A 23,449-nucleotide genomic window follows, 5' to 3' on the forward strand; every position below is an offset into this window, starting at 1 on the left:
TAGACTGGGTGCATCAAGCAACCTTTAACACCGTCCTGTGAGGCGGAGAAGGGAGCGGCCGATGAGTGCACGAACCGTGCTGCATGAAGCCGATATCTCGCGGGCACTGACCCGCATCGCACATGAGATCCTCGAATCCAATCGAGGGGCCGAGAACCTCGTCCTGCTGGGCATTCCGACCCGCGGAGTCACTCTCGCACATCGCCTGTCCGCCGTGATCGGCGAGATCGCGCAGACCACCGTTCCGGTGGGAGCCCTCGATGTCACGCTCTTCCGCGACGATCTCGCCACCCAGCCGACGCGGTCTCCTCGTCCGACCGACATCCCCGCCGGTGGCATCGACGGCAAGACCGTCGTCCTCGTGGACGACGTGCTCTTCTCCGGGCGCAGCATCCGTGCCGCACTCGATGCGCTGCAGTCGATCGGGCGCCCGTCGATCGTCCGCCTCGCGATCCTCGTCGATCGGGGCCATCGCGAGCTGCCGATCCGCCCTGATTTCGTCGGCAAGAACATCCCGTCCTCCCGGCAGGAGCGAGTCAACGTGCGGCTGGCCGAGCACGATGGCGCCGAGGAGGTGACGATCGAAGCATGAGACACCTCCTCGATACCCGCACCCTCGATCGCGAGACCGCTCTGCGCATCCTCGATGTCGCCGAGGACATGTCCGACACGCAGTCGCGCGAGGTCAAGAAGCTCCCGACCCTTCGCGGCAAGACCGTCGTCAATCTCTTCTTCGAAGACTCGACGCGAACCCGCATCTCCTTCGAGGCCGCGGCGAAGCGGCTGTCGGCCGACGTGATCAACTTCGCGGCCAAGGGATCCAGCGTCTCCAAGGGAGAGAGCCTCAAGGACACCGCCCAGACGCTGCAGGCGATGGGCGCGGATGCGGTCGTCATCCGCCATCCCGCGTCAGGTGCGCCGCAGACCCTCGCCACCAGCGGATGGATCTCCGCCGGAGTGGTCAACGCAGGCGACGGCACACACGAGCACCCGACCCAGGCGCTGCTCGACGCGTTCACGATCCGCAAGCGTCGCTTCGGAGCGGACAGCCGAGGTCGCGATCTCGCCGGCATCCGGGTCGTGATCGTCGGCGACGTGCTGCACTCGCGAGTCGCGCGGTCGAACGTCTGGCTGCTCGCCACGCTCGGCGCCGAGGTCACTCTGGTCGCTCCGCCCACCCTGGTGCCGCAGAACGTCTCCCTCTGGCCTGCGAGGGTCGTCTACGACCTCGACCAGGCTCTGGCAGACGGGCCGGATGCCGTGATGATGCTCCGCATCCAGCTCGAGCGCATGAACGCCGCATATTTCCCCACTGAGCGGGAATATTCCAGGCGATGGGGTCTTGACGCACTGCGTGTGGCCGGACTTCCGGACGGTAGCATTGTCATGCACCCCGGACCCATGAACCGAGGGTTGGAGATCTCCTCCGAAGCCGCCGATTCCCCGCGCTCGACCGTGCTGGAACAGGTGACGAACGGAGTGTCCATCCGCATGGCGGTGCTGTACCTGCTCCTTGCAGGAGAACGAGACGACGAACGAGGGGGAGACCAGTGAGCGAGACCCTCGTCATCACCGGCGCACAGCTTCTCGGTGCCGAGCGCGCCGACATCATCGTGGAGAACGGTCTGATCGCCGAGATCGGCACCGGGCTGAGCCGTGCGGGCGCGCGAGTCATCGACGCCGACGGCCTGGTCGCCCTTCCCGGACTCGTGGATCTGCACACCCATCTGCGCGAGCCCGGTTACGAAGCGTCCGAGACGATCCTCACCGGCACCAGGGCGGCCGCGTCAGGCGGCTTCACGGCAGTCTTCGCGATGCCGAACACCTCACCGGTGGCTGACACCGCCGGCGTGGTGGAGCAGGAGCTCGCTCTCGGTGAAGCCGCCGGGTACGCGACGGTGCAGCCCATCGGCGCCGTCACCGTCGGGCAGAAGGGCGAACGACTCGCCGAGCTCGGAGCGATGGCGACGTCGCGCGCTCGCGTCCGCGTCTTCAGCGACGACGGCTTCTGCGTCTTCGACCCGCTCATCATGCGGCGTGCTCTCGAGTACGTGAAGTCCTTCGGCGGAGTCATCGCGCAGCATGCACAGGATCCCCGCCTCACCGAGGGTGCCCAGATGAACGAGGGCACCGTCTCGGCCGAACTCGGACTCGCCGGATGGCCCGCGGTCGCCGAGGAATCGATCATCGCCCGCGATGTGCTCCTCGCCGAGCACGTGGGCTCGCGTCTGCATGTCTGCCACCTTTCGACAGCAGGCTCCGTCGACATCATCCGCTGGGCCAAGAAGCGGGGCATCGACGTCACGGCCGAGGTCACCCCGCATCATCTGCTGCTCACCGATGAACTCGTGCGCGGCTACGACGCGCGCTTCAAGGTCAATCCGCCGCTGCGTCGTGAAGAGGACGTGCTCGCGGTGCGTGAAGGACTCGCAGACGGCACCATCGACATCGTCGCGACCGATCACGCACCGCATCCGAGCGAGCACAAGTCGTGCGAGTGGCAGGCTGCCGCTAACGGCATGGTCGGACTCGAGAGCGCGCTGCGCGTCGTGCACCAGTCCATGGTGCAGACCGGCCTGATCGGCTGGGAGGACGTCGCTCGCGTGATGAGTGCCGCGCCCGCACGGATCGGACGGCTCTCGGGCCACGGGCTGCCTCTGGAAGCAGGTGCTCCCGCCCAGATCACGCTCTACGACCCTTCGGTCGCGGGTGTCTTCACCGAGGCGGACCTGCACGGCCGCAGCGTGAACTCGCCGTACCTCGGCCGCGATCTTCCCGGTCGCGTCGAGTTCACGGTGCATCGCGGAATTCTGACGGTCGACTGCGCGGATGTCGTCGAGGAGCTGAACGCATGAGCGCACGCGACATCGCCATCGCGATCACGATCGCCGTGGCGGCCCTCGTGCTCGTCGTGATGTTCACCGCATGGCGACGACGACTCCGACGCGACTCGGGTCTCGCGGCACCTCTCGGTGTGCCGGAGCACGCCGAGGTGATCGACCGTCACGAGGTGCTCTACGTCTCGACGACCAAGCACGGACAGCCTCTCGAACGGCTGACCCTGCATCCGCTCGCCTACCGTGCCAGGGGAGAGGTCGCCGTCACGGATCGCGGGCTCGCACTCTGCCTCGACGGCGCGCCGACAGTCTTCATCGCCTCCGCACGGCTCGCGAGCGTCGACCGTGCGACGGTGACGATCGATCGCGTCGTGGAACCCGGCGGGCTCGTCCGCGTCGCCTGGAGCGCAGACGACGACACGATCGTCGACTCGTACCTGCGCCTCACCGACGGTGACCCCCAGAACTTCATCTCTGAACTGCAGCGTCTCGTCCCGGCCACGGACGACACCGCCGCCCCCGACACAGGAGCAACGTCATGACAGCCCTCCCCGAACCCGCCGTCCTCGTCCTCGAAGACGGGACCCGCCACACGGGCCGTGCATACGGCGCGCGTGGCACCACCTTCGGCGAGGTCGTCTTCGCCACCGGCATGTCCGGCTACCAGGAGACGCTCACCGATCCCTCGTACGCAGGTCAGATCGTCCTGCAGACGGCCCCGCACATCGGCAACACCGGCATGAACGACGAGGACCCCGAGTCCCGTCGCATCTGGGTGGCCGGCTACATCGTCCGCGACCCCTCGCGCGTCGTCTCGAACTGGCGAGCCAACGCCTCGCTCGACGAGATCCTCGAGCGCGACGGAATCGTCGGCATCAGCGGCATCGACACCCGGTCGATCACCCGACACATCCGCTCGGCCGGCTCGATGCGCGGGGGCGTGTTCTCGGGCGACGCCGCGAAGATCGACGCCGAGGAGCAGCTGCGCCTCGTGCGCGAGGCGCCGCAGATGGCCGGTCAGAACCTCTCGGCGCAGGTGTCCGTCGACGTCGCCACGGTGACGACGGCCATGGGCGAGAGGGTCGGCAACCTGGCGGTCCTCGATCTCGGCGTCAAGCAGGCCACGATCGACAACCTCGCGGCCCGCGGCTTCGAGGTGCACGTGCTGCCCCAGAACGTCACGATCGACGACATTCGCTCGATCGATCCGGTCGCGGTCTTCTACTCGAACGGACCCGGCGACCCCGCAGCGTCCGGCGATCACGTCGAGCTGCTCCGTGCGGTCCTCGACGACGGCCTCCCGTTCTTCGGCATCTGCTTCGGCAACCAGCTGCTCGGTCGCGCGCTGGGCCTCGGCACCTACAAGCTGCCGTTCGGTCACCGCGGCATCAACCAGCCCGTGCTCGACAAGTCGACCGGTCGGGTCGAGATCACCGCGCACAACCACGGCTTCGCGGTGGACGCCCCGCTCGAGGGCTCCTTCGACAGCCCGCACGGCTACGGCAAGGTCGAGGTCAGCCACGTCGGATTGAACGACAACGTGGTGGAAGGCCTCCGCGCCCTCGACATCCCCGCATTCTCGGTGCAGTACCACCCGGAGGCGGCCGCAGGCCCCCACGACGCCAACTACCTCTTCGACCGGTTCCGTGACATGGTCATCGCCAGCAAGAAGGACGCCAAGTAATGCCCAAGCGCGACGACATCAACTCCGTTCTCGTCATCGGCTCCGGCCCGATCGTCATCGGTCAGGCCTGCGAGTTCGACTACTCCGGCACCCAGGCGTGCCGCGTCCTCCGCGAAGAGGGCGTCAGGGTCATCCTGGTCAACTCCAACCCGGCGACGATCATGACCGACCCCGACTTCGCCGACGCGACGTACATCGAGCCGATCACGTGGCAGGTCATCGAGACCATCATCGCCAAGGAGCGTCCGGATGCCATCCTGCCGACCCTCGGCGGTCAGACCGCGCTCAACGCCGCGATCGAGCTGCACAACCACGGCATCCTCGAGAAGTACGACGTCGAGCTGATCGGTGCGAGCTTCGAGGCCATCAACAAGGGCGAGGACCGCCAGATCTTCAAGCAGCTGGTGCTGGATGCCGGCGCAGACGTGGCGCGCAGCATCATCGCGCACACCATGGACGATCTGCTCGAGGGCGCAGCTGAGCTCGGCTACCCGCTCGTCGTCCGTCCGTCGTTCACCATGGGCGGCCTCGGCTCCGGCTTCGCCTACGACGAGGAGGACCTGCGCCGCATCGGTGGCGCGGGGCTCCGGGACTCGCCGACCACCGAGGTGCTCCTGGAGGAGTCCATCCTCGGCTGGAAGGAATACGAGCTCGAGCTCATGCGGGACACCGCCGACAACACGGTGGTCGTCTGCTCGATCGAGAACGTCGACCCCGTCGGCGTGCACACGGGCGACTCGATCACGGTCGCCCCGGCGCTGACGCTGACCGACCGCGAGTACCAGAAGCTCCGTGACATCGGCATCGACATCATCCGCGCCGTCGGCGTCGACACCGGCGGATGCAACATCCAGTTCGCCGTCGACCCCAGCAACGGTCGCATCATCGTGATCGAGATGAACCCGCGCGTCTCACGTTCGAGCGCCCTCGCCTCGAAGGCCACCGGGTTCCCGATCGCCAAGCTCGCGGCGAAGCTCGCTCTCGGCTACCGCCTCGACGAGATCCCCAACGACATCACCGGTGTCACTCCCGCGAGCTTCGAGCCCACGCTCGACTACGTCGTCGTCAAGGTGCCGCGGTTCGCGTTCGAGAAGTTCCCGGCCGCCGACGCGACGCTGACGACCACCATGAAGTCGGTCGGCGAGGCCATGGCGATCGGTCGGAACTACGCGACCGCGCTGCAGAAGGCTCTGCGCTCGCTCGAGAAGCGGGGCTCGAGCTTCCACTGGGGCGAGGAGAACCGCTCGGCGGCCGAGCTGCTCGAGATCTCGAAGATCCCGACCGACGGCCGCATCGTCACCCTGCAGCAGGCGCTGCGCAAGGGAGCGACGGTCGAGCAGGCGTTCGAGGCGACCGCGATCGACCCGTGGTTCATCGACCAGATCGTGCTGATCAACGAGGTCGCCGAGACCGTGCGCACGGCGCCCGAGCTCGACGCGGCCACGCTCCGCTACGCCAAGGAGCACGGCTTCTCCGACGTGCAGATCGGGCAGCTCCGGGGCGACGACGAGGCCGAGATCCGCGGCGTGCGCCACGGATTCGGCATCCGCCCCGTTTTCAAGACGGTCGACACCTGCGCCGGCGAGTTCCCGGCCCTCACGCCGTATCACTACTCGAGCTACGACTTCGAGACCGAGGTCACGCCGTCCGATCGCACCAAGGTCGTGATCATCGGTTCGGGTCCCAACCGCATCGGCCAGGGCGTCGAGTTCGACTACTCGTGCGTACACGCGTCGTTCGCGCTGTCGGACGCCGGCTTCGAGACCATCATGGTCAACTGCAACCCTGAGACGGTGTCCACCGACTACGACACGTCGGATCGGCTCTACTTCGAGCCGCTCACGCTCGAGGACGTGCTCGAGGTGCTCGACGCGGAAGCCGCCAGCGGCACCATCCTCGGCGTCGTCTGCCAGCTCGGCGGCCAGACGCCGCTGGGCCTCGCCAAGGGCATCGAGGCCGCTGGCTACAAGGTGCTCGGCACGAGCCCCGAGGCCATCGACATCGCCGAGGAGCGCGAGCTGTTCTCGCAGCTGCTCGACTCGGCCGGGCTCATCGCACCGCGTCACGGCACCGCTGTGAACGCCGACGGCGCGGTGGCCGTGGCCGACGAGATCGGCTACCCCGTGCTCGTGCGTCCGAGCTTCGTGCTCGGCGGCCGGGGCATGGAGATCGTGTACAGCGCCGAGTCGCTGCGCGAGTACTTCGTGCGCACGGCGGGGGAGGTCATCATCGAGGAGGGCAAGCCCCTGCTCGTCGACCGGTTCCTCGACGATGCGATCGAGCTCGACGTCGACGCGCTCTACGACGGCACCGACCTGTACATCGGCGGCGTGATGGAGCACCTCGAGGAGGCCGGCATCCACTCCGGCGACTCCAGCTGCACCCTGCCGCCCGTCTCGCTGGGCCGCACCGACATCGACCGCGTGCGCGAGGCGACCCTCGCGATCGCCAAGGGCGTCGGCGTCCGCGGACTGCTGAATGTGCAGTTCGCGATCAGCGCCGGCGTGCTCTACGTCATCGAGGCGAACCCGCGCGCGAGCCGCACGGTGCCGTTCGTCTCGAAGGCTCTGGGCATCCCGATGGCCAAGGCGGCGAGCCGCATCATGGTGGGCTCGACGATCGCCGAGCTCCGCGCCGAGGGCATGCTGCCACAGCAGGACGGCTCGCGCGTGCCTCTCGATGCCCCTGTCTCGGTCAAGGAGGCTGTGCTGCCCTTCAAGCGTTTCCGCACCGCAGACGGCAAGACGGTCGACTCGATCCTCGGACCGGAGATGCGCTCGACCGGCGAGGTCATGGGCATCGACCGCGACTTCCCGACCGCGTTCGCCAAGAGCCAGGCTGCCGCATACGGCGGGATGCCGACCTCCGGCACCGTGTTCATCTCGGTGGCCGACTCCGACAAGCGCGCGGTGATCCTGCCGGCGCACCGCCTGCAGCAGCTCGGTTTCACGATCGTGGCCACAGAGGGCACCGCCGAGATCCTCTCGCGCAACGGCATCGCGGTGACGGTGGTCGAGAAGTACAGCGAGACCCAGGAGTCGGGAGCGACCAATATCGTCGATCTCATCAACGACGGGTCGATCGACATCGTCGTGAACACGCCTTCGGGTGGCGCGGCGCGCGCAGACGGATACGAGATCCGCGCTGCGGCCGTCGCCGCAGACAAGGCGCTGTTCACCACGATGGCGGTGCTCGGCGCCGCGGTGAGCGGCATGGATGCGGCGCACGAGGGCTTCCAGGTGAAGAGCCTGCAGGAGTACGCACTCGACCGGAAGGCTGCGGTGTGAGCGCACGCTTCGGCGAACGGGTCCGTGCCGCCGTGGCGCAGCACGGCCCGCTGTGCGTGGGAATCGACCCGCATGCGGCGCTGCTCGCGTCGTGGGGGCTCGGCGACGACGCGTCCGGCGTCCGCGAATTCGGCCTCCGCACAGTCGATGCCTCCGTCGGCCGTGCCGCGATCGTGAAGCCGCAGGTGTCGTTCTTCGAGCGCTTCGGCTCCGCGGGATTCGCAGCGCTCGAAGAGGTGCTGGCGGCTGCACGGGAGGCCGGGCTCATCGTCATCGCCGACGCGAAGCGCGGGGACATCGGCTCGACCATGGATGCCTATGCCGCGGCGTGGCTCACCCCTGGCTCTCCGCTCGAAGCCGATGCCTTGACTGTGAACCCGTTCCTCGGGGTCGGCGCGCTCGACGGCGCGTTCGCCCTCGCCGATGAGCATGACAAGGGTCTCTTCGTGCTCGCCGCCACGAGCAACCCCGAGGCGCAGACGCTGCAGCGCTCGGTCTCGGAGACCGGCCGTGCGGTGTCCGCGGACATCATCTCGGTCGTCTCGGCCCGCAACGCCGAGCACACGGACGCGGGCGAGTGGGGGAGCCTCGGTTTCGTCATCGGAGCGACGGTCGACTGGACGGATGCCGGCATCGCCGCGTTCGCGCCGATGGCGCCCATCCTCGCCCCCGGTTTCGGCGCCCAGGGTGCGACTCCGGCAGACCTGCACCGTCGGTTCGGCTCGATGAGCCCCGCGGTCATCGCGAGCGAGAGCCGCAGCATCCTCTCGGCCGGACCCGCCGGTCTCGCCGCCGCCATCGACGCTCGCGTCGCAGAGTATAGGGAGGCCGGCCGTGGCTGAGTCCCGTCCCGTCCCCGAGGTCGACCGTGCTGCCGCCGCACGCAAGGCGGTCGAGCGACGCCGTGCCCGTGCATCCCTCAAGCGCGATATGACGACGCGCGTCGTGACCCCGCAGTCGGTGCTCGAGCGGGCGACCGCCGATCCCGACTCGGTCGAGGGCTCGATGCGCATCACGGACTTCCTGCTCGCTCTCCCCGCGATCGGAGCGGGCAAGCGAGACCGGATCCTCGCCGAGCTGCACATCTCGCCGGTCAAACGACTGGGGGGTCTCGGAGTCCGGCAGCGGGCGGCGCTGTCGCAGTGGCTCGACTCGCGCTTCCCTCGCCTGCAGCCACGCGGCGCACGGAGCCGGCTGCTCGTGCTCGCCGGCCCGACCGCAGTGGGCAAGGGGACGGTCGCAGCCCATATCCGCGAGAACAACCCCGAGATCCACCTCTCGGTCTCGGCGACGACCCGTGCGCCGCGACCGGGCGAGATCGACGGCGTGCACTACTACTTCGTCGACGATGCCGAGTTCGATCGGCTGATCGCCGAGGACGAGCTCCTCGAATACGCGGTCGTGCACAACAAGTCGCGATACGGCACTCCCCGGGCGCCGATCGATGCCGCGCTGGCCGCGGGCAAGACCGTGCTGCTCGAGATCGACCTGCAGGGTGCCCGCCAGGTGCGCAAGGCCGAGCCGGCGGCGACACTCATCTTCTTGCTGCCGCCGACCTGGGACGAACTGGTTCAGAGACTGGTCGGTCGAGGCACCGAAGGCGCCGAGGAACGTGCTCGCAGACTGCGCACTGCGAAGGTCGAATTGGCCGCGCAGAACGAGTTCGACCACCTCATCGTGAACGAGGACGTCGCCGCAGCGGCCGCGGAGGTCGTAGAATTGTCTTCGAGCTCTGCGCGCTGAGCGTCTTCGCGCGCCCGCTGCACCGTCTTCGCGACGATCCCGTCGCCTGATCAGGAGGTCCCACCATGGCCGGACACCACACAAACGGAATCATCGATCCCCCCATCGACAACCTGCTCGACCGTGTCGACTCGAAGTACGAACTCGTGATCTACGCGGCCAAGCGCGCCCGTCAGATCAACGACTACTACTCCGACCTCCACGAGGGCAACCTGTTCGACAACGTCGGTCCGCTCGTCGACTCCTCCGTCGAGGACAAGCCGCTGACCATCGCTCTGCACGAGATCAACGAGGACAAGCTCCGCCTCCGTCACGCCGAGTGACGTCCGATGACCGCACCGCCGACTGATGTCGGCGGTGCGGTCCATCATGGGAGCCACCCCCTTCCTGCTGTCCGATTCCGTTCTGGAGCCCTGATGAGCGCGCTGCGTCTGTTCACGTCCGAGTCCGTCACCGAAGGACACCCGGACAAGATCTGCGACCAGATCTCCGACAGCATCCTCGATGGCCTCATCGCGAAAGACCCCGGTTCGCGGGTCGCGGTCGAGACGCTGGTGACCACCGGCCTCGTGCATGTCGCCGGCGAGATCCGCACCGAGGCGTACGTCGACATCCCGACGATCGTCCGACAGGTCGTCAACCGCATCGGCTACACGTCGAGCGACACCGGCTTCGACGGAGACTCGTGCGGCGTGAGCATCTCCGTCGGCGAGCAGTCGACAGACATCGCCCACGGAGTCGACAACGCCCAGGAGCACCGCGACGGCTCGTCGGTCGATCCGCTCGACGGACTCGGGGCCGGCGACCAGGGCATCATGTTCGGGTTCGCCACGAACGAGACGCCCCAGTTGATGCCGATGGCGGCGTGGACCGCACACCGCATCGCGGAGCGTCTCGCCGAGGTCCGCCGCTCCGGCGCGCTGCCGTTCCTCCGCCCCGACGGCAAGACCCAGGTCACGCTCGGGTACGACGGCCTCACGCCCAAGACCGTCGACGCGATCGTGCTCTCGACCCAGCATCACCCCGAGATCTCTCAGGACGAGCTCCAGGCGCAGGTACGCGAGCACGTCATCGACCCGATCCTCGAGACCACGGGACTCGATCTCGACGACATCACCTACTACATCAACCCTGCGGGTCCCTTCGTCACCGGTGGGCCCAAGGGCGATGCGGGTCTTACCGGACGCAAGATCATCATCGACACCTACGGGGGAGCGGCACGTCACGGTGGCGGCGCGTTCAGCGGCAAGGATCCGTCGAAGGTCGACCGTTCGGGTGCCTATGCGACTCGATGGGTGGCCAAGAACGCGGTCGCGGCTGGACTCGCCGACCGGCTCGAGGTCCAGGTGGCGTACGCGATCGGCGTCGCACGCCCGGTGGGTCTCTACGTCGAGACCTTCGGCACCGGCAAGGTGTCGGACGAGGCGATCACCCGCGCGATCGACGAGGTCTTCGATCTCCGTCCGCAGGCGATCATCGAGCACCTCGATCTGCTGCGCCCGATCTACGCCCAGACCGCCGCCTACGGGCATTTCGGTCGCGAGCTGCCCGAGTTCACCTGGGAGCGCACCGACCGCGCTGACGAGCTGCGACGCGCTGCTGGCCTCTGACGGAGCGAAGGCCTGATGGCGATCCGCTCATGACGACACAGAGCCGTCGTATCGCGCGCGTTCTGCTCGACTCGCCGCTTCCTCAGCTCGATCGGCTCTTCGACTACGCGCTCCCGACTGAGCTCGGGGACGTGCCGGTCGGGGTGCGCGTGCGAGTGCCGCTTCGCACAGCCGGCCGCATGATCGACGGGTATGTGGTCGAGATCGACACGGAGGACGACGCCGACAGGCCCCTCTCCGAGGTCGAGAGCGTCGTCTCGCAGGTTCCCGTGCTCCCCGAACGCACGTACCGGTTGGCTCGTCGTGCAGCCGACCGCGCGGCCGGGTCGGCGTCGGATGTGCTGCGTCTCGTCATCCCCAAGCGCCAGGTGCGGGTCGAGAAGGCCTGGACCGCTGACGCGCCGGCGCCAGTGCCGACCGAGGACGCCGTCGCCTCCGCCGCCTCGCTCCTCGCCTCGTACGACCACCTCGAGGAGGTTCTCGAGAACGCGGGCAGGGCTGCGGTGGAGGCCATCCCGATGCAGCATGAGGGCGAGCCGGGCTGGGCCGCTCTGCTCTCCTCGACCGCGACGCGGATGCTCGCCGCCGGACGCTCCAGCATCCTGATCGTGCCGGATCATCGAGACCTCGATCTGCTGCTCGCTGCGCTCGGGGCGCTCGTCCCGCCCGAGGCCGTCGTGCGACACGACTCGCGACAGACGAACCCCGATCGATACCGCTCCTTCCTCAGATCTCTCGAGGATGCGCCGTGCATCGTGGTCGGCAACCGCTCTGCCGTGTACGCCCCGGTGCGTGCCGGGCTCGTCGCGGTGTGGGACGACGGCGATCCGCTGCTCGGTGAGCCGCTCGCCCCTTACATCAACGCGCGCGACGCGGCGCTGCTCCGTCAGGAGCAGGAGGACTCCGCGCTGCTGTTCGTCGGTCACACCCGCACGACAGACGTCGAGCGCCTCGTCGCGCACGGCTATCTGCAGGACGTGCGAGCCGCGCGGCGTGTGATGCCGAGGGTGATCCTGAGCACCCCGCAAGAGATGGACGCGCCGACCGCACAGCGGATGCCGTCGTCGGCGTTCCTGTCGGCGCGAAACGCCGCAGCCGAGGGGCCGGTGCTCGTTCAGGTCTCGCGCCCGGGTTTCGCGCCGTCCCTCGTGTGCGCCGAGTGCCGCGCGCCCGCCAGATGCGCGCACTGCGGCGGGCCTCTGGGGGCCAAGCATCGTGGTGCGGTGCCGGTCTGTGCCTGGTGCGGCAGGGGCGCGCGAGCCTGGGCCTGCCCGACGTGCTCATCGACCAAGCTGCGTCTGGCCTCCTCGGGAAGCGAGCGGACCGCCGATGAGCTGGGAAAGGCGTTCCCCGGGGTCCGCGTGATCGTCGCAGACAGCGCGCACCCGGTCGAGCACGTCGCGGACAAACCGGCTCTGGTGGTCGCGACGCGCGGTGCCGAGCCGCTCGCAGAAGGGGGCTACCGCGCGGTGGTGCTGCTCGACGGCCCGCGGATGCTCCAGGCCCCCGATCTGCGCATCGGCGAGTCCTGCCTGCGGTGGTGGTCGAACGCGGCCGCACTCGCAGCGCCGGGGGCGCCCATCCACCTCGTCGGAGTCGACGGCACGATCGCCCGAGCGCTCGCGACATGGAACCAGTCCGGTTACGCACGCGCCGAGCTCGCCGAGCGCGCCCCGCTGCACATGCCGCCGGCCGCGCGCGTCGCCCTCGTCGAAGGGTCCGCTGCGGCGGTCGGCCGTGCGCTGGCAGCGCTGCAGGAGCTCGCGCTGCCGTCCGATGCGGTCCTGGGCCCTGTGCCCATCGAGTCCGACGATTATCCGCCGCGCGTGCGCGCGCTCGTGCGATTCGAGTACGGCGCCGGATCGAAGGTCGCGGCGGCGCTGCGAGCAGTCGTCGTCGCCGAAGCCGTCAGCAATCGTCGGGGCAAGGGCAAGTCGACTAGGAGCACGCTCTCGGTTCGGCTCGATATCCTCGACCCAGAGCTCTGATCAGTCCGCACCGATCCGATCTCCCCGATCCACACACAGCATCCCTCCGGAGCACCTTCATGCGTCTCGTCTTCGCCGGCACACCATCGGCAGCAGTCCCCACCCTCCTCCGCCTCGCGGCCGAGCACGACATCGCGGCTGTGGTCACGCGACCTGATGCGCCCCTGGGCCGCAAGAAGGTTCTGACGCCGTCGCCGGTCGCTCAGGCTGCGATGGACCTCGGCCTGCCGATCATCAAGGCTGCGCGTCTCAACGACGAGGCGACAGAGGCCATCGCCGCGCTGGAGGTCGAGCTCGGCGTGATCGTCGCGTACGGCGGACTCGTGCGAGAGCCGCTGCTCTCGACCCCGACCAGAGGATGGATCAACCTGCACTTCTCGCTCCTGCCCCAGTGGCGGGGCGCTGCCCCCGTGCAGCGCGCGCTGATCGCCGGCGATGCCGAGCTCGGAGCAAGCGTCTTCCAGCTCGTCCCCGCCCTCGACGCGGGCGATGTCTTCGCCACTCGCGTCGTCGACGTGGCCGCAGGGGCGACGGCCGACGCGGCGCTCGAGACCCTCGCCATCGATGGGGCGCAGCTGACGGCAGAGGTCGTGCAGGCCATCGTCGACGGCACAGCACGAGCGGTGCCTCAGCACGGAGAGCCGACCCTGGCACCGAAGCTGACTCTCGACGACGGACTGCTCGACTGGAGCCAGCCCCTCGCGCAGGTGTTCGCGCGCTTCCGGGGCGTCACTCCCGAGCCCGGGGCGCACACGTCCGTCGACGGGCTCCGCCTGAAGATCCTCGAGGCAGCACCGTCGAGCGACGTCGTCCCGCTCGAACCGGGGGAGATCACGGCGACGAAGTCGTCGCTCCTCATCGGCACGGGCTCAACCCCCCTGGCGGTCACTCGTGTGCAGCCGGCAGGCAAGGGTGCGATGAACGCGGTCGACTGGTGGCGCGGTCAACGCGACACCGACGGTCTGCGAGCCGGAGCATGAGCGGCCAGGAAGACGCGAAGCGTCGCGACGGCCGTCCGGGCGGTTCGCAGAGCAGGTCGCAGGGGCGACCGCAAGGGCAGCGAGGCGGTCAGACTCGGGGAGGTCACGCGCGGGATGGTCAGTCTCAGGGCCAGCGCGGCGACCAGTCTCGCGGGGCGCAGCGCACGGTGCAGCCCGCGCGTCGTGTCGCGTACGACGTGCTTCGTGCGGTGTCCGAGTCGGATGCCTACGCCAACCTGATCCTGCCTCCGGCGATCGCCGAGGCGCGCCTCGACCCGCAGGACGCCGCGCTCGCGACGGAGCTCGCGTACGGAACGCTTCGCCGTCGTGGCACCTACGATGCGATCATCGCCGCGGCCGCCGATCGGCCGGCGGAGGAGATCGACCCCGGCGTGCTCGACGCACTGCGTCTGGCCACCCATCAGCTGCTCGCCACACGGGTCGCCTCCCACGCAGCTGTGAACGAGTCCGTGAACCTGGTCGCCTCGACTCAGGGCCGAGGCGCATCGAGCTTCGCGAACGCCGTGCTGCGCCGGATCTCCCGCGAGACTCCGGGGGAGTGGGAGGAGCGCATCGAGAGCTCGGCGCGGTCCGATGACGAGCGTCTGGCACTGCGCTCCGCGCACCCCGTCTGGGTCATCAGAGCGCTGCGGCGTGCTCTCGCGGCCGAGGGACGCGCCGACGAACTCGACGACCTCCTCGACGCCGACAACGCCTCGCCGGAGGTGACGCTGGTCGCCCTCCCCGGACTCGCCGAGCCGGGTGAGCCCCGGCGACCGTATGCGCCGACGGCCTACGGATCGCCGGGCGGCGACCCGCATCGTGTGATCGCCGCGACCGGCGGCACTGTTCGCGTTCAGGACGAGGGCTCTCAGCTGGTGGCGCTCGCGCTGACGGCGGCCGCCCCGATCGCGTCTGGCGAGCGCTGGCTCGATCTGTGCGCCGGTCCTGGCGGCAAGACCGCGCTGCTCGCCGCTGTCGCCCGCGAGCACGACGTCACGCTCGAGGCCAACGAGGTCATCCCGACACGCGCACGTCTCGTGCGCAACGCGCTGCGTGCCGTGCCGGGCGAGGTCGTGGTGCACGAGGAGGACGGGCGCTCGTTCGGTGCCACCCACCCCGGTGCCTTCGATCGCATCCTCGTGGATGCGCCCTGCACCGGCCTCGGTGCCCTCAGACGGCGGCCGGAGGCGCGTTGGCGAAAGACCCCTGCCGACGTCGCAGAGCTCGTGCCGCTGCAGGTCGAACTCCTGAGCTCCGCGCTCGACGCACTCGCGCCTGGCGGGATCGTCGCGTACGTGACCTGCTCGCCGCATCTCGCCGAGACGACGGGCGTCGTCCAAGAGGTGCTCCGTGGCCGCTCCGACTTCGGCGAGATCGACGCGCGTGCCGTGCTCCGGAGCATCTCCGACTCGCCGATCGACCTCGGCGACGACGGTTCCGGTCGGGTGCAGCTGTGGCCGCATCGTCACGGCACGGATGCCATGTTCCTGGCGCTTCTCCAGCGCAGGGGCACCGAGCAGGGCGACGCGAACTCCGAAGAGAGAGACTAGAGACGTGGAACTCCCCAGCGCACCGCGCATCAACCCCAGCATCCTCGCCGCCGACTTCGTGAACATGCAGCGCGATCTCGCGAAGATCGCGACCGCGGACTTCGCGCACGTCGATGTGATGGACAACCACTTCGTGCCGAATCTCACATTCGGGCCGCAGATGGTCGAGCGCATCCAGGCGACCAGCCCGATTCCACTCGACGTCCATCTGATGATCACCGAACCGGAGCGCTGGGCGCCCGCCTACGCCGAGCTGGGGGCCGCCAGCGTCACCTTCCATCTCGAGGCCGCCGCTGATCCGATCTCGCTCGCTCGCACTCTCCGCGGCATCGGGGCCAGGGCGGGCGTCGCTATCAAGCCCGACACTCCCGCCGAGGGGCTCTACAGTGTGCTCGAGGAGTTCGACCAGATCCTCGTCATGACCGTCGAACCGGGGTTCGGCGGTCAGGGCTTCATGCCCGAGACGATGCCGAAGCTGCGTGCTCTCGCCGACGAGGCGAAGCGCAGAGGCTCGAACGTCTGGCTCCAGGTCGACGGCGGCATCTCCGATGCGACCATCGAGGCGGCGGCCGCCGCCGGCGCCGACACGTTCGTCGCGGGATCGGCGATCTACGGGGCCGATGACGTCGAGGCGGCCGTCACTCGGCTCAGAGACCGCGCCAGAGCCGCTAGCCTGGAATCGTGAAGACTTTCGACGAGCTGTTCGCCGAGCTCAGCGTCAAGGCCGAGACCCGTCCTGAGGGATCGGGCACGGTCGCAGAGCTCGACGGCGGCGTGCACACGATCGGCAAGAAGATCGTCGAGGAGGCCGCCGAGGTCTGGATGGCATCCGAGTACGAGTCCGACGAGGCCGCGGCCGAGGAGATCTCGCAGCTGCTGTATCACGTCCAGGTGATGATGATCGCGAAAGGCCTGAGCCTGCAGGACGTCTACCGACATCTGTGAAGCGCTCCGCCCCACTCGCTTCGATCTGAAGGCTTCCCATGCTGCGCATTGCTGTTCCCAACAAGGGCTCTCTCTCCGAGACGGCCGCCGACATGCTCGCGGAGGCCGGTTACGCCGGTCGCCGTGATCCCAAGACGCTCCACGTCGTCGATGCCGACAACGACGTCGAGTTCTTCTATCTCCGCCCGAAGGACATCGCGACCTACGTCGGCTCCGGCGCCATCGACGTCGGCATCACCGGTCGCGACCTGCTCCTCGACGCCCGCATGCCCGGTGCGCGCGAGATCGAGGCGCTCGGCTTCGCCGGGTCGACCTTCCGCTTCGCCGCGCCCTCGGGGCGCTACACCGACGTCTCCGAGCTCGACGGTCTGCGCATCGCGACGTCGTATCCCGGCCTCGTCGACGCGTTCCTCGACGAGCGGGGCATCGCCGTCGACCTGGTGCCCCTCGACGGCGCAGTGGAGTCAGCAGTGCGGCTCGGCGTCGCGGACGCCGTCGCCGATGTCGTCGAGACAGGGACGACGCTGCGTCAGGCCGGGCTCGATGTGTTCGGACCGGTGATCCTGCAGTCCGAGGCCGTCCTGATCGCCGGCCCCCAGGATGCCGAGGGATCTGAGACCCTGCTCCGACGCCTGCGTGGTGTCATGGTCGCTCGCCGTTTCGTCATGATCGACTACGACCTGCCGCTTGCTCTCCTCGACGAGGCTGTGAAGATCGCGGGCGGCATCGAATCGCCCACCGTCTCGCCGCTGCGCGACCCGGAATGGGTCGCCGTCCGCGTCATGGTGGCGCGTGCCAGGGTCAATCCCGTGATGGACGCGCTGTACGCGCTCGGCGCTCGCGCGATCCTCGTCACGGCGATCCACAACGCGAGGCTCTGATGACGCTCGCGAGTCGCGTCATCCCGTGCCTCGACGTCGCCGCCGGTCGCGTGGTCAAGGGCGTCAACTTCGAGAACCTGCGCGATATGGGCGACCCGGTCGAACTCGCTCGCCACTACGCGGCGCAGGGCGCAGACGAGATCACGTTCCTCGACGTCACCGCGACCGTCGACGCCCGCGCGACGACGTACGACGTCGTGCAGCGCACGGCTGAGCAGGTGTTCGTGCCGTTGACAGTCGGCGGGGGAGTGCGCAGTGTCGACGACGTGGCGCGGCTGCTCTCGGTCGGCGCCGACAAGGTCGGGGTCAACTCCGCCGCGATCGCTCGCCCAGAGCTGATCGGCGAGATCGCCGACCGCTTCGGTGCGCAGGTGCTGGTGCTGTCTCTCGACGTCAAGCGGGCGGCGGGCACCTCCTCCGGCTTCGTGGTCACCACCCACGGCGGGCGCACTCAGACCACCCTCGACGCGCTCGACTGGGCGCGTGAGGCGGCAGAGCGCGGGGCAGGCGAGCTGCTGGTCAATTCGATCGACGCCGACGGCACGCGAGACGGCTTCGACCTCGAACTGGTGAAGCTGATGCGCGAGGCCGCCTCGGTGCCCGTGATCGCGTCGGGCGGTGCGGGAAAGGCCTCAGACTTCGGCCCGGCGATCAAGGCAGGGGCGGATGCGGTCCTGGCAGCCAGTGTGTTCCACACCGGCGCGCTCACGGTGGGCGACGTCAAGGACGCGCTGCGTGCGGAGGGGGTGCTCGTCCGATGAGCGATGTCGAGGAGCGCATCGCTCAGGTCGCCTTCAACGACGACGGCCTCGCCCCGGTGATCGTGCAGCAGTGGGACACGGCAGAGGTTCTGATGCTCGCCTGGGTCGATGCCGAGGCACTCCGCCGCACCCTCACGACGGGACGCGCGGTGTACTGGTCGCGCTCGCGTCAGGAGTACTGGCGCAAGGGAGACACCTCGGGCCATATCCAGGTCGTGCACGAGGCGAGGCTCGACTGCGACGGCGACGCGATCCTGCTGCGCGTCGACCAGACGGGTCCCGCGTGTCACACCGGCACCCGCACCTGCTTCGACACGACGGATCTGCACGCCGTCGAGGGGAGCTCGGCCGAATGACGCTCGCTCGCAGAGGTCGCTCGATCGCCGTCTCCGGGTTTCTTCTCTCCGGCGCGATCGGGATCATCTCGTCGACGCAGACATGGCTCACGGTCGAACGCGCGGATGCCGGGGAGTCGATCCTCGTGCCCGGCGCGTCAGCGCTGCCGCTGCTCGCTCCTCTGAGCCTCGCAGTCCTGGCACTCGGCATCGCGCTCTCGATCGTCGGCCCGGTGATGCGACTCGTGTTCGGCGTGCTCGCCACCGCAGCCGCGCTCTTCCTCGGCTGGACCACTCTCCAGCTGCTCCTGACCGAGCCGTTGAGCGCTGTGGGCGCGACGGTCACCGAGACCACCGGGCTCGCGGGCAGCGCGGCGATCGCCGATGTCGTCGCCGGCATCGAGCTCTCGGCCTGGCCAGTCATGACGCTGATCGGCTGGGTCATCCTGTTGGCGGCATCGCTCGTCGTGCTTCTCACGTGGCGGGGATGGAAGCGCGGGGGTCGCCGGTATCGCACGGATGCGGCGCACGTCGATGCGACCGCCGGGCCGGTGGACGCGATCGATTCGTGGGACGACCTGTCCCGCGGAACCGACCCGACACGCTGACCCCGATAGACTTGACCCGAACCGCCCGTCGTCCCCCGGAGGAGACCATGACCAACCCGATCGCTGACCCCGGCCACGGACATTCGCCTGCCGCATGGACGGGCGTCATCATCATGCTCGCCGGCTTCACGATCGGCACGCTGGCTTTCTGCCTCGCCGAGTTCAGCCCGGTCTGGGTCGCCCTGATCTGGGTGGGTGCCGCGATCGTTCCGATCGGTGCGCTCGTGGGATGGCTCGTCTCGAGGGCCGGTTATGGCGTGAAGGGCCCCAAGTACTCTCCGAAGGCGCACTAATGGTGCTCGCCGACCTCACGGCCGGCGCAGTCGCAGACGCTGAACGTCGCGCTCTCACCCGGCCTCTGGCCGAGGTGGAACGCGAGGCTCTCGCACGCCCCGCCGCCAAGGATGCTCTCGCGTTCCTCGCTCCCTCCGAGCGAGTGAAGATCATCGCGGAGGTGAAGCGCGCCAGCCCGTCACGCGGTGCCCTCGCCGAGATCCCCGATCCCGCACTCCAGGCCTCTCTGTATGAGACAGGCGGTGCATCGGCGATCAGCGTCCTCACCGAGGAGCGTCGATTCGGCGGCAGCCTCGCCGATCTCGAGGCCGTCACGGCCCGCGTGTCGCTGCCTGTGCTGCGCAAGGACTTCATCGCGAACCGATACCAGGTGCTCGAAGCACGTGCGGCCGGTGCCGACCTCGTGCTGCTGATCGTCGCCGGTCTCGACCCGCACGTGCTCAGCGATCTGTTCGGCTTCATCACCGAGCTCGGGATGACTCCGCTGGTCGAGACGCACTCGGCCGACGAGCTCGAGGTCGCGATCGACCTCGGCGCTCCGTTGATCGGCGTCAACGCGCGCGATCTGAAGACCCTCGAGCTCGACCGCGACCTGTTCGGTCGCCTGGTCGACCGGATCCCGGATTCCGCGGTCAAGATCGCCGAATCCGCGGTCCTCACACCTGAAGACGTCACGCACTACCGCTCTGCGGGCGCGGATGTCGTACTGATCGGGGAGGCGCTCGTCACGGGCGACCCGGTCGCCACACTCAAGAGCTTCCTGGAGGCGTGATGAGCCTGCGAGACCAGCACGGTCCACTGTTCGGCGAATACGGCGGGCGCTACATGCCCGAATCCCTGATCGCCGCGATCGACGAGCTCTCCGCGGCGTACGCCGATGCGATCGTCGACCCGGAGTTCCGCGAAGAGCTGGCGTCGCTGCTCAGCTCGTACGCGGGCCGTCCGTCTCCGCTCACCGAAGTCGCGCGGTTCGCCGAGCACGCCGGTGGTGCGCGAGTCTTCCTCAAGCGCGAGGATCTGAACCACACCGGCTCCCACAAGATCAACAACGTGCTCGGGCAGGCGCTGCTGACCAAGCGCCTCGGCAAGAAGCGTGTGATCGCCGAGACCGGTGCGGGCCAGCACGGCGTCGCCACGGCCACCGCGGCCGCGCTGTTCGGCCTCGAGTGCACGATCTACATGGGTGAGGTCGACACCGAGCGTCAGGCGCTGAACGTCGCTCGGATGCGACTGCTCGGGGCCGAGGTCGTCGCTGTCACGTCGGGCTCGCGCACCCTGAAGGATGCGATCAACGACGCTTACCGCGACTGGGTCGCGTCTGTGGAGACCACCAACTACATCTTCGGCACCGCCGCGGGCCCGCACCCGTTCCCCGCGATGGTCCGCGACTTCCAGAAGATCATCGGCGAAGAGGCGCGAGAGCAGCTCCTCGACGAGGTCGGCCGCCTGCCCGACGCGGTCATCGCGTGCGTGGGAGGAGGATCGAACGCGATCGGCATGTTCGATGCCTTCCTCGACGACGAGGGTGTCAAGCTCTACGGAGTCGAGGCGGCCGGCGACGGCGTCGACACCCCCCGGCATGCGGCGTCCATCGAACGAGGACGACCCGGAATCCTCCACGGCGCGAAGACCTATGTGCTGCAGGACGAGGACGGGCAGACCGTCGAGTCGCACTCGATCTCCGCAGGTCTCGACTACCCGGGCGTGGGGCCGGAGCACTCCTGGCTCGCTGACATCGGACGTGCCGAGTACATTCCGGCGACCGACGACGAGGCCATGCAGGCGCTGCGTCTGCTCAGCCGGACGGAGGGGATCATCCCCGCGATCGAGTCGGCGCACGCCCTCGCCGGCGCGATGCGCCTCGGTCGCGAGCTCGGCCCTGATGCGGTGCTCGCCATCTGCCTCTCCGGCAGGGGTGACAAGGACATGGACACGGCCGCCCGCTACTTCGACCTCTACGACGCCGAGGCGCTCGCGCACGACGTCGAAGAGGAGAGCGATACCGAGGCAGCCGCGTCGAAGGGGGAGCCGGAACTGTGAGCCGCGTGGAACAGGCGATAGCCGCAGCCCATGAGGCCGGTCGCAGCGCCTTCGTCGGGTACCTGCCGGTCGGGTTCCCCGACCTCGAGACCAGCATCCAGGCGGCCATCGCCCTCGCTGAGAACGGCGTGGACATCATCGAACTCGGCCCGCCCTACAGCGACCCGGTCATGGACGGCGCGGTGATCCAGGAAGCGACCACTGCGGCGCTCGCGAACGGGTTCAAGATGAAGGACCTCTTCACCGCCGTGCGCGCGATCACCGCCGCAACCGACGTGCCCGTGCTGGTCATGACGTACTGGAACCCCGTGTTCCAGTACGGGGTCGATCGCTACGCCGACGACCTGCTCGCCGCAGGTGGCGCCGGGCTCATCACCCCCGACATCACACCGGAAGTCGCGGGGGAGTGGATCGCCGCGAGCGAGCGCACCGGTCTCGACCGTGTCTTCCTCGCCGCGCCCACCTCGTCGGACGAGCGGCTCGAGCTGGTCGTGAAGTCCTCGACCGGGTTCGTCTACACGGTCTCGACCATGGGCATCACGGGTGAGCGCACCGAGCTCGACCGGGCCGCCCGCACTCTCGTCGGCCGCCTGCGCGAGCACGGCGACGTTCGAGCCTGCGTCGGCATCGGCATCTCGACCGCCGACCAGATCGCCGGCGTCTCCGAGTATGCGGACGGCGCCATCGTCGGCACCGCACTCGTCCGAGCCCTGCGTGACGGCGGCATCCCCGCTCTCGCGGAGGTCACCCGAAACCTGGCAGTCGGCACGTCGTCGGCACGCCCCGTACACGAGAACTAGAATCGCACTCATGTCCCTCGCGCTTCACAGCACCTTCAGCGGCGTGCTCGCCAGCATCCCGAGCCCCCCGGTCTCCTACATCGACCTCGGCCCGCTCCGGATCCACTTCTACGCGCTCTGCATCATCGCCGGCATCATCGCCGCCGTGCTGCTGACCAACCACCGCCTCACGAGGCGCGGGGCAGAGCCGTGGGTCGTGATCGACATCTCGATCCTCGCCGTTCCGCTGGCGATCATCGGCGCGCGCATCTTCCACGTGCTCACCCACCCGAACTTCTACTTCGGCGAGGGCAAGAACACCTGGAACCCGTTCGAACCAGGCTCCGTCTGGGCGATCTGGGAGGGCGGCATCGCGATCTTCGGCGCGCTCATCGGCGGCGCCATCGGCGCGTACCTCGGGTGCCGCTGGACCGGCATCCGCTTCTGGACGTTCGCCGACGCGCTGGCACCCGGACTTCTGCTCGCGCAGGCCATGGGCCGTTTCGGCAACTGGTTCAACAAGGAGCTCTACGGCCTCCCCACCGACCTGCCGTGGGGTCTCGAGATCCCCGCTGACAACTCCGCGTTCCCCCCTGGGCTCCCGGAAGGCACGCTCTTCCACCCGACCTTCCTCTACGAGGTGATCTGGAACGGTCTCGGTGTTATCGTCCTGCTGTGGCTCAGCCGCAAGGCGACCGCGTTCCAGTGGGGTCGTCTCTTCGCGATCTACCTCATCTGGTACAGCGCCGGCCGAGTCGTCTGGGAGTCGATCCGCATCGATCCGAGCGAGATCATCCTGGGCCTGCGCAGCAACGTCTGGGCCGCGATCATCGGCATCGTCGTGGGTCTCGCGATCCTCATCGTGCAGTCGCGTCGTCACCCCGGACTCGAGCCGTCGCCGTACCAGCCCGGTCGCGGCCGGACCGACCTGAACGCTGATGTAGAATCGCAGGACAATCCCTCCGATTTCGTGGACGTGAGTGAGCCTCCGTCCGAAGAAGTCGCCGCAGGAGCCAGCGCCACAAGCACCGCTCCCACGGACACCGAAGGCGCTCGATAGCCGACCGGTCCGTGCGGACCCCACCACATCCACCCGGCCAATGACGTCCCCGGGTCAGCTGCAG

Annotated in this window: 24 protein-coding genes; all 24 read left to right on the forward strand. The window is 68.7% G+C overall.

Annotation, left to right across the window (positions count from 1 at the left end):
• Positions 1-61: 61 nt before the first annotated feature.
• The 24 genes from pyrR (at position 62) to lgt (ending at position 23,385) form a co-directional block, all read left to right on the forward strand.
• Positions 62-592, forward strand: a complete 531-nt coding sequence (gene pyrR / locus ACIP5T_RS02395) for a bifunctional pyr operon transcriptional regulator/uracil phosphoribosyltransferase PyrR (protein WP_400860286.1) — start codon at positions 62-64, stop codon at positions 590-592.
• Positions 589-1,554 carry an aspartate carbamoyltransferase catalytic subunit gene (locus ACIP5T_RS02400; RefSeq protein ID WP_400860288.1) on the forward strand — a complete coding sequence of 322 codons (966 nt, stop codon included), beginning with the start codon at positions 589-591 and terminating at the stop codon, positions 1,552-1,554. Before pyrR ends, ACIP5T_RS02400 begins: the two co-directional genes overlap by 4 nt.
• Positions 1,551-2,855 (forward strand): dihydroorotase, encoded by a 1,305-nt coding sequence (locus ACIP5T_RS02405; RefSeq protein ID WP_400860290.1) that lies wholly within the window; start codon positions 1,551-1,553, stop codon positions 2,853-2,855. Before ACIP5T_RS02400 ends, ACIP5T_RS02405 begins: the two co-directional genes overlap by 4 nt.
• Positions 2,852-3,379: a hypothetical protein gene (locus tag ACIP5T_RS02410; RefSeq protein WP_400860292.1), complete on the forward strand. Its 528-nt coding sequence runs from the start codon at positions 2,852-2,854 to the stop codon at positions 3,377-3,379. The genes ACIP5T_RS02405 and ACIP5T_RS02410 overlap by 4 nt, the downstream gene beginning before the upstream one ends.
• Positions 3,376-4,521, forward strand: coding sequence for a glutamine-hydrolyzing carbamoyl-phosphate synthase small subunit (gene carA / locus ACIP5T_RS02415; protein ID WP_400860294.1), 1,146 nt, complete (start codon positions 3,376-3,378; stop codon positions 4,519-4,521). The genes ACIP5T_RS02410 and carA overlap by 4 nt, the downstream gene beginning before the upstream one ends.
• Positions 4,521-7,808 (forward strand): carbamoyl-phosphate synthase large subunit, encoded by a 3,288-nt coding sequence (gene carB / locus ACIP5T_RS02420; RefSeq protein WP_400860297.1) that lies wholly within the window; start codon positions 4,521-4,523, stop codon positions 7,806-7,808. The genes carA and carB overlap by 1 nt, the downstream gene beginning before the upstream one ends.
• Positions 7,805-8,650, forward strand: a complete 846-nt coding sequence (gene pyrF, locus ACIP5T_RS02425; protein WP_400860300.1) for an orotidine-5'-phosphate decarboxylase — start codon at positions 7,805-7,807, stop codon at positions 8,648-8,650. The genes carB and pyrF overlap by 4 nt, the downstream gene beginning before the upstream one ends.
• Positions 8,643-9,551 carry a guanylate kinase gene (gene gmk, locus ACIP5T_RS02430; protein ID WP_400860302.1) on the forward strand — a complete coding sequence of 303 codons (909 nt, stop codon included), beginning with the start codon at positions 8,643-8,645 and terminating at the stop codon, positions 9,549-9,551. The genes pyrF and gmk overlap by 8 nt, the downstream gene beginning before the upstream one ends.
• 65 nt (positions 9,552-9,616) lie before the next feature.
• Positions 9,617-9,874 (forward strand): DNA-directed RNA polymerase subunit omega, encoded by a 258-nt coding sequence (gene rpoZ / locus ACIP5T_RS02435; protein WP_042536631.1) that lies wholly within the window; start codon positions 9,617-9,619, stop codon positions 9,872-9,874.
• Between the two features lie 93 nt (positions 9,875-9,967).
• Positions 9,968-11,161 (forward strand): methionine adenosyltransferase, encoded by a 1,194-nt coding sequence (metK, locus tag ACIP5T_RS02440; protein WP_400860303.1) that lies wholly within the window; start codon positions 9,968-9,970, stop codon positions 11,159-11,161.
• A 29-nt stretch (positions 11,162-11,190) separates the two neighbouring features.
• On the forward strand, positions 11,191-13,149 hold the full coding sequence (locus ACIP5T_RS02445; RefSeq protein WP_400860305.1) for a primosomal protein N': 1,959 nt from the start codon (positions 11,191-11,193) through the stop codon (positions 13,147-13,149).
• A gap of 59 nt (positions 13,150-13,208) precedes the next feature.
• Positions 13,209-14,129, forward strand: coding sequence for a methionyl-tRNA formyltransferase (gene fmt, locus ACIP5T_RS02450; RefSeq protein WP_400860307.1), 921 nt, complete (start codon positions 13,209-13,211; stop codon positions 14,127-14,129).
• 167 nt (positions 14,130-14,296) lie between these two features.
• Positions 14,297-15,682 carry an RsmB/NOP family class I SAM-dependent RNA methyltransferase gene (locus ACIP5T_RS02455; protein WP_400860309.1) on the forward strand — a complete coding sequence of 462 codons (1,386 nt, stop codon included), beginning with the start codon at positions 14,297-14,299 and terminating at the stop codon, positions 15,680-15,682.
• Positions 15,683-15,686: 4 nt separating this feature from the next.
• The gene (gene rpe / locus ACIP5T_RS02460) at positions 15,687-16,367 is read left to right on the forward strand and encodes a ribulose-phosphate 3-epimerase (RefSeq protein WP_400860311.1); all 681 of its coding nucleotides are present in this window, start codon (positions 15,687-15,689) and stop codon (positions 16,365-16,367) included.
• Positions 16,364-16,627 carry a phosphoribosyl-ATP diphosphatase gene (locus ACIP5T_RS02465; protein ID WP_042536637.1) on the forward strand — a complete coding sequence of 88 codons (264 nt, stop codon included), beginning with the start codon at positions 16,364-16,366 and terminating at the stop codon, positions 16,625-16,627. The genes rpe and ACIP5T_RS02465 overlap by 4 nt, the downstream gene beginning before the upstream one ends.
• 38 nt (positions 16,628-16,665) lie before the next feature.
• Positions 16,666-17,508: an ATP phosphoribosyltransferase gene (gene hisG, locus ACIP5T_RS02470; protein WP_400860312.1), complete on the forward strand. Its 843-nt coding sequence runs from the start codon at positions 16,666-16,668 to the stop codon at positions 17,506-17,508.
• Positions 17,508-18,269 carry an imidazole glycerol phosphate synthase subunit HisF gene (gene hisF / locus ACIP5T_RS02475; protein ID WP_400860314.1) on the forward strand — a complete coding sequence of 254 codons (762 nt, stop codon included), beginning with the start codon at positions 17,508-17,510 and terminating at the stop codon, positions 18,267-18,269. The genes hisG and hisF overlap by 1 nt, the downstream gene beginning before the upstream one ends.
• A complete protein-coding gene (gene hisI, locus ACIP5T_RS02480; protein ID WP_400860316.1) occupies positions 18,266-18,625 on the forward strand; it encodes a phosphoribosyl-AMP cyclohydrolase in 360 nt (119 codons plus the stop codon). Before hisF ends, hisI begins: the two co-directional genes overlap by 4 nt.
• Positions 18,622-19,212 carry a Trp biosynthesis-associated membrane protein gene (locus tag ACIP5T_RS02485; protein ID WP_400860318.1) on the forward strand — a complete coding sequence of 197 codons (591 nt, stop codon included), beginning with the start codon at positions 18,622-18,624 and terminating at the stop codon, positions 19,210-19,212. Before hisI ends, ACIP5T_RS02485 begins: the two co-directional genes overlap by 4 nt.
• A gap of 47 nt (positions 19,213-19,259) precedes the next feature.
• Entirely contained in the window at positions 19,260-19,505 is a 246-nt protein-coding gene (locus ACIP5T_RS02490) for an HGxxPAAW family protein (protein WP_400860320.1), read from the forward strand.
• A 2-nt stretch (positions 19,506-19,507) separates the two neighbouring features.
• On the forward strand, positions 19,508-20,278 hold the full coding sequence (gene trpC / locus ACIP5T_RS02495; RefSeq protein WP_400864565.1) for an indole-3-glycerol phosphate synthase TrpC: 771 nt from the start codon (positions 19,508-19,510) through the stop codon (positions 20,276-20,278).
• Entirely contained in the window at positions 20,278-21,546 is a 1,269-nt protein-coding gene (trpB, locus tag ACIP5T_RS02500) for a tryptophan synthase subunit beta (RefSeq protein WP_400860321.1), read from the forward strand. Before trpC ends, trpB begins: the two co-directional genes overlap by 1 nt.
• A complete protein-coding gene (gene trpA, locus ACIP5T_RS02505; RefSeq protein ID WP_400860323.1) occupies positions 21,543-22,346 on the forward strand; it encodes a tryptophan synthase subunit alpha in 804 nt (267 codons plus the stop codon). The genes trpB and trpA overlap by 4 nt, the downstream gene beginning before the upstream one ends.
• Before the next feature lie 10 nt (positions 22,347-22,356).
• Positions 22,357-23,385 (forward strand): prolipoprotein diacylglyceryl transferase, encoded by a 1,029-nt coding sequence (gene lgt / locus ACIP5T_RS02510; protein WP_400860325.1) that lies wholly within the window; start codon positions 22,357-22,359, stop codon positions 23,383-23,385.
• Positions 23,386-23,449 lie beyond the last annotated feature (64 nt).

Source organism: Microbacterium sp. NPDC088619 (assembly GCF_044752825.1).
Taxonomy (GTDB): Bacteria; Actinomycetota; Actinomycetes; order Actinomycetales; family Microbacteriaceae; genus Microbacterium.